Raw genomic sequence first — 12,872 nt, 5'->3', positions numbered from 1 at the left:
AATCGCTCTTGTCAGCCTCCGCTCGTGGGGCTATCCCACGCCTCGTGTCGGAGTGTAGCTCAGCCTGGTAGAGCACTGTCTTCGGGAGGCAGGGGCCGGAGGTTCGAATCCTCTCACTCCGACCAGATCGGCCATTGTCGCCAGTCAGGCATTTGCCGTTCGGGTCACGACATGCCGGGTGCCGCGGCATTTCCCCGCCGCCAGAGGGCAACGTCTTACCAGCATCCGCCGCGCGAGGCCCTGCCACGCGGCAAGTGGCCCGGCCACGCGATGCGAACAGCAGCGATAGCGGTTGATTTCTTCCTGCCGGTAGGGTTTACGCACCTTCGATAACGTCTGGACCCGGTGAAAGCCCGGGTGGCTCTTCCGGCCGCTGATCCGCCGGATAACCCTTAAGACAAGCCCAAACTGCAATGCCGGATCGTCTCGGAAGAGGCATTCGACATAGGGTATTGGACTGTTCACATGATTTCAGTTTCCGATTACCGACAGCAATGGTTCGGTAACATTCGCGGCGATATCCTTGCAGGTATCGTCGTGGCGCTGGCCCTGATTCCCGAAGCCATCGCCTTCTCCATCATCGCCGGCGTGGACCCCAAGGTGGGTCTTTACGCCTCCTTTTCCATTGCGGTGCTGATCGCCTTTACTGGCGGGCGCCCGGGTATGATCTCGGCCGCAACGGCAGCCACCGCCGTGCTGATGGTCACGCTCGTGAAGGATTACGGGCTTCAGTATCTGCTGGCAGCCACCGTTCTGGCGGGACTGTTGCAGATCGGGGCCGGTCTTCTGAAGCTCGGACGGTTCATGCGTTACGTGTCCAAATCCGTCATGACGGGTTTCGTGAACGCGCTCGCCATCCTGATCTTCATGGCGCAACTGCCCGAACTGAATCCCGGCAATCCCGGAGTCACATGGCTTACCTACGCGTTGGTGGCCGCGGGGCTGGCCATCATCTATCTGTTCCCGCGCATCACCACCGCGGTGCCCTCGCCGCTGGTCACGATCGTCGTGCTGACGGCGCTGGTGGTCGCTCTGGGCTGGGACGTGCGGACCGTGGGCGATATGGGCGCGCTGCCCGATACGCTGCCTGTCTTTCTCATCCCGGATATTCCGCTGACGTTTGAAACGCTGCTGATCATCTTTCCCTATTCCCTCGGGGTTGCCGTCGTGGGGCTGCTGGAAAGCCTGATGACACAGAACATCGTGGACGACCTGACCGACACCCGGTCCGACCGGAACCAGGAGTGCATCGGTCAAGGCATTGCAAACACCTGCACCGGGTTCATCGGCGGCATGGCAGGCTGCGCCATGATCGGCCAGTCGATCATCAACGTGAAATCCGGGGGGCGGGGCCGGCTTTCGGTCTTTACAGCCGGCGTCGTGCTCCTGACCCTCGTCGTGGGGCTGGGTGATCTTGTCGCCCGCATCCCGATGCCGGCGCTGGTTGCCGTCATGATCATGGTTTCCATCGGGACGTTCTCCTGGTCCTCGATCAAGGCCCTCAAAGTCCATCCGCGTTCGTCCTCTATCGTGATGATCGCGACGGTTGTTACAGTGGTCTACACGCACAACCTTGCCATTGGCGTTCTGGTCGGCGTGCTGCTGTCAGGGATCTTCTTTGCAGGGAAGATTGCGCAACTGTTCCGCATGTCCTCGACGCTTTCGGATGACGGGCGCGAGCGGACATATGTGCTTGAAGGGCAGCTTTTCTACGGCTCGGCCGAGGATTTTGCGAATGCCTTCGACTTCAGCGAGGTTCTGGATCGCGTCACCATCGACGTGAGCCGCGCGCATATCTGGGATATCAGTTCTGTTCAGGCGCTGGACATGGCAATTCTGAAGTTCCGCCGCGAAGGTGTCGAAGTCCAGGTGATCGGCATGAACGAGGCGTCTGAAACGCTCGTCGACAAGCTTGCCATTCATGACAGGCCCGGTGCGCTCGACGGGTTGGCGGGGCCTTGAGGGAGGACCATCATGTGCAGGATACTGGCATTGCTGGACGGCTCGGCCTATTCCAGGAGTGTCTGCCGGCATACGGCATGGATCGCGCGCAGGCTCAACGCCGGCGTGGAGGCCATGCATGTTCTGGGCCGCCGCGAAGGCGCGGTTACGGCGGATTTTTCGGGTGCGCTGGGTCTGGGCGCCAGAACCGCACTTCTGGAAGAGCTTTCCGCGCTGGACGAACAGCGCGCAAAGCTTGCCCAGGCGAAGGGCCATGCCATTCTGGAAGATGCAAAAGCGATCCTCGAGCAAGACGGGATTCCAGATGTGACTCTACGTCTCAAGAAGGGTGATCTTCTGGAAGCGGTTCGCGAGCTTGAAGACGAAAGTCGTGCAATCATCATCGGCAAGCGCGGGGAAGGGGCCGATTTCGCCTCGGGTCACCTGGGGTCGAACCTTGAACGGATCGTGCGCAGCTCCAGGGTGCCGGTATTCGTGGCATCGCGGGAATTCCGCCCAATTTCGAAGGTTCTCGTGGCCTATGATGGCAGCGCAAGCGCCAAGGTCGCAATCGAGCGCATGGCGGCCAGCCCTGTTTTCGCGGATCTCGATGTCTGCGTGCTCACTGCGGCGCAGGACAGTACGCATGCGCGAAAAGTGGCAGGTGAAGCGGTCGCGACGCTTCATGCGGCCGGTATCACGGCGTCCTCTCGCATCGCGACGGGTGAAGTCGAAGACGCCCTGAACAAGCTGGTTTCCGAAGAGGGGTTCGACCTTCTGGTGATGGGCGCCTATGGCCATGGCAGGATCAGGAGCCTCATTATCGGCTCCACGACCACGGCGATGATCAGGTCGGTGAAAATACCGGTTCTGCTGTATAGATGAAACCGAGATGCGGCCGGCTGCGGCCGCGTGAATTTCCCTAACGACGCGACAGGCGGCGAAAGCCCAATCCGGACTTTCGCTTTCGTCCTACATGCCAATGATCCGCCGTTCCTGCGGCGTGTAGGGATAGCTCTGGGCATTTTCGGGCGTCGGCACCGGCGCATGGCCGGCGCACCTGGCGTCGCAAGCCGATGCGCCATCGGCCGGGGGCATTGCCGGTGCCCCGGCCGACGGGTGTCGTTTATGCGGGCGCCCGGTGATTGCGGCCATCACCGGGCCGGCCAGGGCGACTACCGCGCGATGTAGGCATCGGTATCGGTGATCGTCGCATAGGCGAAGCCGAGCGCCGACATCATCGCCGCATGGACCGAGGCCGCCGGGACGGTGACGCCCTCGTGTTCCAGGTCGCGGGTGGCGCAGGCATCCTGGATCACGGTGGTCTTGTAGCCGAAATCGCTGGCGGCGCGGGTGGTGGCGTCGATGCACATATGGCTCATGGCGCCGACGACCACGACATCGCTGACGCCGTCGGCGTCCAGAATGTCCTTCAGGTCGGTCTTGAGGAAGGAGTTTGGATAATTCTTGACCACGACCGTCTCGCCCTCGTGCGGGGCCACGACCGGGTTGATCGCGATACCGTCGGAATCGGGGGCGAAGAAGGGCGCATCAGGGCTGGGAAAGATATGCTGGACATGGATCACCCGGTCGCCCTTTTTGCGGGCGGCTTCGATCACCCGGGCGGCGTTCGCGGCGGCCTTGTCGATGCCGACAAGTTCATATTTTCCGCCGGGGAAGTAATCGTTCTGGAGATCGACGACCACGATGGCGCGTTTGCTCATGGCTTGCCCTTTCTTTGGCTGCTCAGATTGCGTTGACTGGACAATATGCAGGGCAACACCCTATGCCCATTGGCGGTATCGACATAATCGAGGGCAATAGTGACAAATGGCCGTTAAGGCAGAGGTCGGGATCCTGATCTATCCCGGGGTGCAGATGTCCGCGGTCCTCGCGATGACAGACCTTTTCATCGTCTCCAACCGGTTTTCGGCCCCGCGGATCGCGCAGGGGCAGGACCGGATCGCCGTCAGCCACTGGCGCATCGAGACCGAGGACGGCCCGCCGCGCCGTGTCCACGAGACCCATCCCCCCACGCAAACCGGGCCCGATGTCCTGATCCTGCCGCCCAGCCTCGATTCACCCGCCACAGCCGCGATCGCGGCGCCCTATCTCGACTGGTTGCGCGATCGTCATGCCGCCGGCACCATCCTGGCCTCGGTCTGTGCCGGTGCGTTCCTGCTGGGGGAAACCGGCCTGCTGGACGGGCGGCCAACGACAACGCACTGGTTCCTGGAAGACCAGTTCCGCGCCCGTTTTCCCCATGTGCCGGTCGATGTGGACCGGTTGCTGATCGACGGCGGGCAGATCCTGACCGCGGGCGGCGTCATGTCCTGGACCGATCTCTGCCTGCGCCTGGTCGAGCGGCTGCGAGGGGCCGAGGTGATGACCCAGACCGCCCGCTTCCTGCTGGTCGATCCGCCGGGGCGGGAACAGCGCTATTACCGTATCTTTTCGCCCCGGACGGGGCATGGCGATGCTGCCGTGCTCGCGGTGCAGCGCTGGCTGCAGGACACCGAGGCCCGGGACATTTCGCTGGAAAGGCTGGCGGCGAAGGCGGGGCTGGAGCGGCGCACCTTCCTGCGCCGCTTCCGCGCGGCGACGGGCATGACGACCTCGGAATACGGGCAGCGGCTGCGCGTCGGCCGGGCCTGCGAACTGTTGCAGTTCAGCGCCAAGACGGTCGAACAGATCGCCTGGGAGGTCGGCTATGCCGATCCGGGCGCGTTCCGCAAGATCTTTGCCCGTTTCATCGGGCTGACCCCGGGAGAATATCGCCGGCGCTTCGGCCACGCCAGCTAGCGCGGGCAGGGCGCGGTCGTTCATGTCCCGCGGGAACGGTGAGAGCAGCTTTCATGCCGGCGGCTGCACGTGATCCGCCCCGGAGCGGTTCGCCAGTTCCGGGGTGTTTGCCGCTTTTCCTAGAACCGCAGGATCCGGCTTTGCGTCACCAGCAGGTCGAGCGGCTGATCCGTCGGTTCGAGCGGGATCGAGCCCGCCTGCTGCTCGTCATAGGCGAATCCGATGGCAATGGTGCGGCGGCGCGAGCGCAAAAGCTCGAGTGTGCGGTCATAGAAGCCGCCGCCATAGCCAAGCCGCCCGCCGCGCGCGTCAAAAGCCACAAGCGGCACGATCACGACTTCGGGCTCGAAATATTCGGGATCGGCCGGGACCATTGCCCCGAAGGTGCCCTTGACGAGCTCCGTCTCCGGCGTCCAGCGGGCGAACTTCAGTGGCTGCGCCGGCCCGGGGATCACCGGCACCCCGACCGGACCATAAGCGGCGGCCTCGCTCATGGCGGGCAGCGGGTCGATCTCGCTGCGAATCGCGAGATAGCCCGAAAGCGGCAGGCCGCGGTATTCGGCGAGCGTCGAGGCAAGCAGCCGCGATGCGTCCGGTTCGGAGCGGGCGTGGGCCTCGGCCCGTCGGGCATGGGCCGCCTTGCGCGCCGCTGCCTTTTCCGTGTCGATGTCGTGATCACTCATGATGCGGTGTATAACAGCCCCGCATGCCCGGTGAAAGCGGCGTTCCGCCGGCTGCGTCAGTCGCCCGCCCGCAGCAGGTCGAGCGCCGCCGCATGGAGCCGCGGATTGGCCGCCGCAAGCACCTGTCCTCCGCCCCATGCCGGCGCGCCCGCCCAGTCGGTCACGATCCCGCCGGCGGCCTCGATCAGGGCGATCGGGGCCTGGATGTCATAGGCGTTGAGCCCGGCCTCGATCACGAGGTCGATATGGCCGGCGGCGAGCAGCGCATAGGCATAGCAATCCATGCCGAAGCGGGTCAGCATCACCCGCGCGCTCACGCGGTCGAACGCGGCGCGCTCATCCGCGGTGCCGATGCCCGGGAAGGTCGAGAACAGGATCGCGCGGTCAAGAGCCGCCGTGGAGCGGGTGACAAGCCGGCGCTCCTCGCGCGGGGCCTGCAACTGTGCAACGCCATCGGTGGCGATGAAGCGCTCGCCGGTATAGGGCTGGTCGATGATGCCGAGTTCCGGCCGGCCGCTACTGGCCCCCAGCGCGATCAGCACGCCCCAGGTGGTCGCTCCGCTCAGGAAGGCGCGGGTGCCGTCGATCGGGTCCAGCACCCATTCCCGGCCGCTGGTGCCGGGGATGCGGCCGAATTCCTCGCCCCAGATGCCATCGTCCGGCCGGTGGCGGGCCAGCATCTCGCGCATCGCGGTTTCGGCCGCGCGATCCGCTGCCGTCACCGGATCGAAGCCGCTGGCACCGGGCGCGGCAAGCTTGTTCACCGCCGACAGCTCCGGCTGCCGGAAATGCGGCAGGATCGCATCCCCCGCGGCATCGGCGAGCCGGTGGGCCAGCTCGACGTCGGAAAGGGTGCGGTCATGGGCGGCGGGGTCTGAAAGCTGGTTCGTCATGGTCCGCCATGTGCCAACTTGCGTCGCCTTGCGCAAGCCGGCACGGCGGACCGGGCCGCGGCCGGTCAGGCGGCGTCGTCGCTCAGAACCCGCGCCAGGTCGAACAGGCGGCGGCGCTGGTGTTCGGGGATCGAGTAATAGGAGCGCACGAGGTCGAGCGCCTCCTTGTCGCCGATCAGGTCGTCGGGAACATCGCTCTTGCGGGCGCCCTGGCCGGTCTCTTTCAACCCCTCGAAGAAAAAGCTGACCGGGACTTCAAGCGCATCGGCGATGTCCCACAGACGCGAGGCGCTGATGCGGTTCGCGCCGGTCTCGTATTTCTGGATCTGCTGGAACTTGATCCCGACCTGTTCGGCGAGTTGCTGCTGCGTCATGCCGATCAGCCAGCGGCGATGTCGCACGCGTTTGCCAACATGCACATCTACGGGGTGGCTCATGTGGTGCACTCCTCTCTTGTCCGATATGTTCCCGCACCGCTGCGGCCGGCCGGACATCTGCTGCCCGCCCCGCATCGCGCCGGAACTGCACGCATCCGCGTATTCTGGTCACCTGATTATGACTATCCGGCTCCGTTAACTATTTATCAATGTAGTTGTCCGGGGTCGGCTGAATGTTGCCGCAGGTTGTGCGGAGTGCCGCTTGTCGCCCGGTGGCAGACATGGTGAACCTGCGGTCATGCCGGCAAAAGGGCGCCCGCATCGCGACCGCGAAACCTGCGGCTTTCCCTGCCGGACAGGTTCGCGTAAGTAGCCAGCCGTGAAAGGAAACATCATGCGAGCATATCAGGTCACGGCCCCGGGTGCAGAGCCGGAACTGCGCGACGTGACATTGGCGCCACCCGGCCGCGGAGAGATCGAAATCGACATTCGCGCCTGCGGGCTGAATTTTGCCGATCTGCTGATGGTAAAGGGAAACTATCAGGATACGCCCGAGCCGCCCTTCACGCTCGGGCTCGAATCGGCGGGAACGGTTCGCGCGCTGGGCGAGGGTGTCGAGGGATTCGCGCCGGGCGATCGCGTGATGATCTATGGCGGGCAGGGTGGTCTGGCCACGCGCGGCGTGTTCGAGGCCGCGCGGGCGATCCCCATTCCCGAGGTCATGAGCTTCGAACATGCCGCCGCCTTCCAGATCGCCTACGGCACGAGCCACCTGGCCCTGGATTACCGTGCGCGCCTGCAGCCGGGCGAAACGCTGCTGGTGACCGGGGCCGCCGGCGGGGTCGGGCTCACGGCGGTGGAGATCGGCAAGCTCATGGGGGCGCGGGTGATCGCCCATGCGCGCGGCGCGGACAAGCTCGAGGTCGCCCGCAGGGCCGGCGCCGATCACCTGATCGAGGCCGACAGCGGCGATCTGCGCCGGCAACTTCTCGATCTCGGCGGGGTCGATGTGGTCTATGACGCGGTCGGGGGCGAGGTGTTCAAGGCGGCCTTCCGGGCCTGCCGCCCCGAAGGACGCATCCTGCCGATCGGATTTGCCAGCGGCGAGGTGCCGCAGATCCCGGCCAATCACCTTCTTGTGAAGAACCTGACGGTGATGGGGCTCTACATCGGCGGTCTGCTCAAGGCGCGGCCCGAGGTGCTGCGCGCGAGCATGGAGCGGCTGCTCGACTGGTACGAGGCGGGCCGCCTCCGGCCCCATGTGAGCCATGTCCTGCCGCTCGATCGCGCGGCCGAGGGGCTGGAACTCCTGCGCAGCCGCACCGCGACCGGAAAGGTTGTGATCTGCCCCTGAACCGGTCGGGATCGCCATCCGGGACGCGGTCCGGGCACATGACCGCGCGCCAGCACCCCGAGTCCCCGGGGCCATCTTCTGGCCGGAAATATCCCGGGGAGCGCGAGGGGCAGCGCCCCTCGTCCCCGCCGTCAAGACCGGCCCGCCCCGGCAGGTTTCCCCCGCAGGTTCAGAGCGCCGCGCCCGGATCCGCGATCACACCCGGACGGCCCCGGCCGGGACATCTTGTCGCATCCATCGGGGGACACTCACGAAAATATGCCGCAAACAGCGGAATTCCGCCTTGAACTGAGCCCTTTCCTCTCCGATATTCACTGCAAAGCCAGCGGCGGCAGGATCCGCCCCCGCATTGCCAGCATGGAGAAACGACATATGGCCAGATTCGACACACTCCGGAATGCCACCCATGGAGCGGTGGGGGCGCGCAGTGCCGCAATTGATGCGGGGCTGCGCGCGCACATGAACAAGGTCTACGCGACCATGTCGGTCGGCACGCTGCTGACCTTCCTGGTTGCATGGGCCGTGGGGACCTCGCCCGAGCTTCTCTCCATCTTCCGCGATCCGGTCACGCTGCGGCCGAACATCCTTGGCTGGATCGTCATGTTCGCGCCGCTCATCATGGTGTTTGCCTTCGGTGCCGCGCTGAACCGCCTGTCGGCCGCCGGGGCGCAGTTGTTCTTCTACGTCTTCGCCGCGGTCATGGGCCTGTCGATGGCGTGGATCTTCGTGGCCTTCACCGGGCTTTCGATTGCCAACGTGTTCCTCATCACCTCGATCGCCTTCGCCGGGCTGTCGCTGGTCGGCTACACGACCAAGAAGGATCTTTCCGGCATGGGCACCTTCCTGGTCATGGGGGTGATCGGGCTGGTCGTGGCGATGCTGGTGAACCTGTTCCTGCAGTCGCCGGCGATCATGTTCGCCGTGTCGATCCTCGGCGTGCTGATCTTCGCCGGGCTCACCGCCTATGACACGCAGCGGATCAAGACCGAGTATATCGCCCATGCCCAGGCCGCCGATCAGGAATGGCTCGGCAAGGCCGCGATCATGGGCGCGCTGAGCCTCTATCTCGACTTCATCAACATGTTCATGTTCCTGCTGCAGCTTTTCGGCAACCGCGAATAAGCGCCGGGCCCGCCGGGCCGGGCAGCCCCGGCTGTGAAATTCCCCGCCAGCCGACTTCGGCCGGCGGGTTTTTCATGATTCGGGCTTCAGTGGTTCATCAGGCTTCAGTTGTCTGGCTGGCGCGGTAGCTGTCCGGTGGCGCGATCGCAGGCGTCGGCCACGTCGTTCAGGGCCGCTTCGAGATCGAGGCGCAGGGCCTCGATCTGTTCCGGGCCCGCCTTGCGCGGCACCGCCTGTTCCCACTCGCGGCAGAGCATGACACCCCGCGTCCAGGGCAGGGGCAGGATGGTGCGGTCCCAGGTGGGCAGCCGGATCGCCCGATGCGCGGAATACGAGACGCAGAAGATCCGGCAGCCCGAGGTGCGCGCCCACATCAGGGGGATCGCCGAGGCCTTGCGTGCCGGACCGTTCGGCCCGTCGATGGCGATGCCGATCGACTTGCCTTCGTGGATCTTGCGCAGCACCGCGCGCGACAGGGTGACGTGACGCTTGTCGAGCGACATCGGCACGGTGTCGAAGCCGAAGCGGGCCAGCACCTGCCCGACCAGCCGCCCGGCCCGCGCCGCCGAGGTGAGCGTGCAGAGCGGCCCCCTGGAAAGGTCGAACATGTAGGGCGCCATCGCCAGGTTCTGGTGCCAGAGAACCATGATGACCGGCTCGCCGCTGCCCAGCAGTTCGTGCAGCGGCCCGAACCCCGTGCGCTCCCATCGGGTGGTGCCGCCGCTCAGGCGGATCCAGCCGGCGACGAGCCCCTCGACCGACCGGTTGAACCAGGCGCTGTTCGCAATCTTCTTTCGCAGGCTCACGCGATGATCCTCGTTCCTGACCGGTTGTTGCGGGGGCCTCTCATACCGCAAACCGGCGGCGGCGCAATGTTTCCCTGCGCTGCGGGCCCTGCCTGCGGGGGCGGACCAGGCGGCTGCGCGGGGGAGATTCCGCTTGAGTATCGCGCGCCGCTCCAATAGGAGAGAGCGCGTCGCAGGGGTTTAGCTCAGTTGGTAGAGCGCCGGTCTCCAAAACCGAAGGTCGTGGGTTCGAGTCCCTCAACCCCTGCCAGAACATGACGCAATAACATGACGCAATGCCGGATCAGCCGGCGGCGCCGTCACGGGCCAGGGCAGGCGATGGCGTTCCAGGTCGTGGAAGCGGCTTGAAACCGGGCCGCGGGACGGCTATCCCGATGACGTCCGGCGCCGCGACCATTCGCCGGGACTGTTGCGGCCCGCATCGCCGCCCGAGACCGTTACGGCCGCAAGCCGACAAGCACCGAAAGACGAACCGCCATGGCCCTGGGAAATCCGATCCAGTTCATCCAGCAGACCCGTGCCGAGATCTCCAAGATCGTCTGGCCGACGCGGCGCGAGGTGATTCTGACCACCGTCATGGTGTTCGTCATGGCGGCGCTCGCGGCGGTGTTCTTCGCGCTGATCGACCTTGCGATCCGCAGCGGACTGCAGCTTCTGCTCGGATTCTTCAGCTAGATGTGAGGCCGCGGCCCCTTGATCTGAGCAGGCGGGCAGGTTAGGGCAGGACAACAGCCAGATGCGGGCGTGTGGTGATTCGTGCCGCGCGCCGCTTTTCATTCAGGCGATGATGGCTTTTGCCCGCTGTGGCAAGAAAGACAAACGGCGTCAGATCACGGGGCCGAGCTGGACAAGGGGCGACAGGGATCATGGCGAAACGGTGGTATTCGGTCAGCGTTCTCTCGAACTTCGAGAAGAAGGTTGCGGAGCAGATCCGCGCCTCGGCGGCCGAACGCGGCCTGTCCGACCAGATCGAAGAGGTTCTCGTGCCCTCGGAAGAGGTGATCGAGGTGCGCCGCGGCAAGAAGGTCAAGGCGGAGCGCCGCTTCATGCCGGGATATGTGCTCGTGCGGATGGAGATGTCCGACGAGGGTTATCACCTGATCAACTCGATCAACCGCGTGACCGGGTTTCTCGGCCCCCAGGGGCGCCCGATGCCGATGCGCGATGCCGAGGTGAACCATATCCTGAACCGCGTTCAGGAGGGCGAGGAAGCCCCGCGCACGCTGATCCATTTCGAAGTTGGCGAAAAGGTCAAGGTGAACGACGGGCCGTTCGAGGATTTCGATGGCCTGGTCGAGGACGTGGACGAGGAAAACCAGCGGCTCAAGGTTGCCGTGACCATCTTCGGCCGGGAAACGCCGGTCGAGCTGGAATTCACCCAGGTCACCAAACAGGCCTGAGGCGAAGCAGGCGGGGGCGGATCCCGCAAGGTGCCTTCGGGTGCCGATCATTCGTGGGAGGCCGGCGGCACGCGTGCCGCTTGCCGCACCACGCGACATCAGCCACCGGATCGCGTTCCGGGGGCGGGGGCGGAGCAGGCTCCGCCGGTGAGAAGAAAGAGGAGACGGCCCCATGGCCAAGAAGATCGTCGGCTCGCTGAAGCTGCAGGTTCCTGCAGGGCAAGCCAACCCGAGCCCGCCCGTCGGCCCTGCCCTGGGTCAGCGCGGGATCAACATCATGGAATTCTGCAAGGCGTTCAACGCCCGCACCGCCGACATGGAGCCGGGCGCGCCCTGTCCGACCGTGATCACCTACTATCAGGACAAGTCCTTCACCATGGACATCAAGACGCCGCCGGCGGCGTATTTCCTGAAGAAGGCGGCCAAGCTCAAGTCGGGCGGCAAGACCCCCGGGCGCGGCACCGCAGGCAGCGTCACCGTCGCGCAGGTGCGCGAGATCGCCGAGGCGAAAATGCAGGATCTGAGCGCCAACGACATCGAGGGCGCAATGAAGATCATCCTTGGCTCGGCCAGGTCCATGGGCATCGAGGTGAAGTAAGATGGCACGAGTTGGAAAACGTATCCGCACGGCCCGCGAATCCTTCGCCGGCAAGGAAAACCTTTCGGTCGAGGAGGCGATCGCCCTGATCAAGGGGGCCGCCAGCGCCAAGTTCGACGAAACCGTCGAGATCGCGATGAACCTCGGCGTCGATCCGCGCTATGCCGACCAGATGGTGCGCGGCGTGGTCGGGCTGCCCAACGGCACCGGCAAGGACGTGCGCGTCGCCGTCTTTGCCCGTGGCCCCAAGGCCGACGAGGCGAAAGAGGCCGGGGCCGATATCGTCGGCGCCGAAGACCTGATGGAGACCATCCAGGGCGGCACGATCGAGTTCGACCGCTGCATCGCCACGCCCGACATGATGCCGATCGTCGGACGGCTGGGCAAGGTGCTCGGCCCGCGCAACCTGATGCCGAACCCCAAGGTCGGCACCGTCACCATGGATGTCGCGCAGGCGGTCAAGGATGCCAAGGGCGGTCAGGTGCAGTTCAAGGTCGAAAAGGCCGGGGTGATCCATGCCGGTGTCGGCAAGGTCTCGTTCGACGCGGCCAGACTGGCCGAGAACGTGCGTGCCTTCATCGGTGCCGTTGCCCGCGCCAAGCCGACGGGCGCCAAGGGCACCTATATGAAAAAGATCGCGCTGAGCTCGACCATGGGCCCCGGCGTGACCCTGGACGTGGCCGAGGCCACCGCCGAGTGATGATCCCCGGAGGGCGGTTTCCGCCTTCCATGGGTCGCGGCCGGGATGTTCCGGCCATGAGGAATCCGCCAGCATCCGGGAAATCGCGGATGCTGGCGGTCGGCAGGGCCGGAAACGGCCCTGTCCTGTCCGAGACGGAGGGTTCGCACCGGGCGCCAGGTCGCACGGGGTGAATAATTCCTTCCCGAGATGGGAA

At 65.3% G+C, this 12,872-nt stretch carries 14 protein-coding genes, 2 tRNA genes and 1 other annotated feature; of the genes, 11 read left to right on the top strand and 5 right to left on the bottom strand.

Annotation, left to right across the window (positions count from 1 at the left end):
• Nucleotides 1-48: 48 nt before the first annotated feature.
• The 3 genes from B0B01_RS05580 (at nt 49) to B0B01_RS05570 (ending at nt 2,826) form a co-directional block, all read left to right on the top strand.
• Nucleotides 49-125: transfer RNA gene (locus B0B01_RS05580), tRNA-Pro, on the top strand.
• A 210-nt stretch (nt 126-335) separates the two neighbouring features.
• Nucleotides 336-391 (top strand) — a sequence feature (sul1 is cis-regulatory element that is thought to sense ions involved in sulfur or methionine metabolism; They are found in Alphaproteobacteria).
• Between the two features lie 74 nt (nt 392-465).
• On the top strand, nt 466-1,962 hold the full coding sequence (locus B0B01_RS05575; RefSeq protein WP_076648497.1) for a SulP family inorganic anion transporter: 1,497 nt from the start codon (nt 466-468) through the stop codon (nt 1,960-1,962).
• A 9-nt stretch (nt 1,963-1,971) separates the two neighbouring features.
• Complete coding sequence (locus tag B0B01_RS05570; RefSeq protein ID WP_234967772.1) at nt 1,972-2,826, top strand: universal stress protein; 855 nt, start codon at nt 1,972-1,974, stop codon at nt 2,824-2,826.
• 290 nt (nt 2,827-3,116) lie between these two features.
• Here the strand turns inward: B0B01_RS05570 and B0B01_RS05565 are convergent, their stop codons facing one another.
• A complete protein-coding gene (locus B0B01_RS05565; protein ID WP_076648493.1) occupies nt 3,117-3,665 on the bottom strand; it encodes a cysteine hydrolase family protein in 549 nt (182 codons plus the stop codon).
• A gap of 106 nt (nt 3,666-3,771) precedes the next feature.
• Here B0B01_RS05565 and B0B01_RS05560 point away from each other — a divergent pair, with 106 nt between their 5' ends.
• On the top strand, nt 3,772-4,743 hold the full coding sequence (locus B0B01_RS05560; protein WP_076648491.1) for a GlxA family transcriptional regulator: 972 nt from the start codon (nt 3,772-3,774) through the stop codon (nt 4,741-4,743).
• 119 nt (nt 4,744-4,862) lie between these two features.
• On the opposite strand, the gene B0B01_RS05555 is transcribed toward B0B01_RS05560, so the two are convergent.
• The 3 genes from B0B01_RS05555 to B0B01_RS05545 all read right to left on the bottom strand — a co-directional run bounded on the left by B0B01_RS05555 (nt 4,863) and on the right by B0B01_RS05545 (nt 6,756).
• Entirely contained in the window at nt 4,863-5,426 is a 564-nt protein-coding gene (locus tag B0B01_RS05555; protein ID WP_076648489.1) for a 5-formyltetrahydrofolate cyclo-ligase, read from the bottom strand.
• A gap of 56 nt (nt 5,427-5,482) precedes the next feature.
• A complete protein-coding gene (locus tag B0B01_RS05550; RefSeq protein WP_076648487.1) occupies nt 5,483-6,319 on the bottom strand; it encodes an inositol monophosphatase family protein in 837 nt (278 codons plus the stop codon).
• A gap of 65 nt (nt 6,320-6,384) precedes the next feature.
• On the bottom strand, nt 6,385-6,756 hold the full coding sequence (locus B0B01_RS05545; protein WP_076648485.1) for a helix-turn-helix domain-containing protein: 372 nt from the start codon (nt 6,754-6,756) through the stop codon (nt 6,385-6,387).
• Between the two features lie 334 nt (nt 6,757-7,090).
• Between B0B01_RS05545 and B0B01_RS05540 the strand changes: the two genes are divergently transcribed.
• Both B0B01_RS05540 and B0B01_RS05535 read left to right on the top strand, forming a co-directional pair.
• Nucleotides 7,091-8,050: an NADPH:quinone oxidoreductase family protein gene (locus B0B01_RS05540; protein ID WP_076648483.1), complete on the top strand. Its 960-nt coding sequence runs from the start codon at nt 7,091-7,093 to the stop codon at nt 8,048-8,050.
• Nucleotides 8,051-8,422: 372 nt separating this feature from the next.
• Nucleotides 8,423-9,172, top strand: coding sequence for a Bax inhibitor-1/YccA family protein (locus B0B01_RS05535; protein ID WP_076648481.1), 750 nt, complete (start codon nt 8,423-8,425; stop codon nt 9,170-9,172).
• A gap of 104 nt (nt 9,173-9,276) precedes the next feature.
• Here the strand turns inward: B0B01_RS05535 and B0B01_RS05530 are convergent, their stop codons facing one another.
• Nucleotides 9,277-9,978 (bottom strand): lysophospholipid acyltransferase family protein, encoded by a 702-nt coding sequence (locus B0B01_RS05530; RefSeq protein WP_076648479.1) that lies wholly within the window; start codon nt 9,976-9,978, stop codon nt 9,277-9,279.
• 174 nt (nt 9,979-10,152) lie between these two features.
• On the opposite strand from B0B01_RS05530, the gene B0B01_RS05525 reads away from it, so the two are divergent.
• From B0B01_RS05525 to rplA, 5 genes are all read left to right on the top strand, one after another.
• Nucleotides 10,153-10,228 (top strand) — tRNA-Trp (locus tag B0B01_RS05525).
• Between the two features lie 227 nt (nt 10,229-10,455).
• Nucleotides 10,456-10,653 carry a preprotein translocase subunit SecE gene (gene secE / locus B0B01_RS05520; protein ID WP_076648477.1) on the top strand — a complete coding sequence of 66 codons (198 nt, stop codon included), beginning with the start codon at nt 10,456-10,458 and terminating at the stop codon, nt 10,651-10,653.
• A 191-nt stretch (nt 10,654-10,844) separates the two neighbouring features.
• Nucleotides 10,845-11,378 carry a transcription termination/antitermination protein NusG gene (gene nusG / locus B0B01_RS05515; RefSeq protein ID WP_076648475.1) on the top strand — a complete coding sequence of 178 codons (534 nt, stop codon included), beginning with the start codon at nt 10,845-10,847 and terminating at the stop codon, nt 11,376-11,378.
• Nucleotides 11,379-11,550: 172 nt separating this feature from the next.
• Entirely contained in the window at nt 11,551-11,976 is a 426-nt protein-coding gene (rplK, locus tag B0B01_RS05510) for a 50S ribosomal protein L11 (RefSeq protein WP_076648473.1), read from the top strand.
• 1 nt (nt 11,977) lies between these two features.
• On the top strand, nt 11,978-12,676 hold the full coding sequence (gene rplA / locus B0B01_RS05505) for a 50S ribosomal protein L1 (protein ID WP_076648471.1): 699 nt from the start codon (nt 11,978-11,980) through the stop codon (nt 12,674-12,676).
• Nucleotides 12,677-12,872: the final 196 nt, after the last annotated feature.

This window comes from Pontibaca methylaminivorans (assembly GCF_900156525.1).
GTDB classification, from domain to species: Bacteria; Pseudomonadota; Alphaproteobacteria; order Rhodobacterales; family Rhodobacteraceae; genus Pontibaca; species Pontibaca methylaminivorans.
This window is presented reverse-complemented; position numbering and strand designations above follow the sequence as displayed.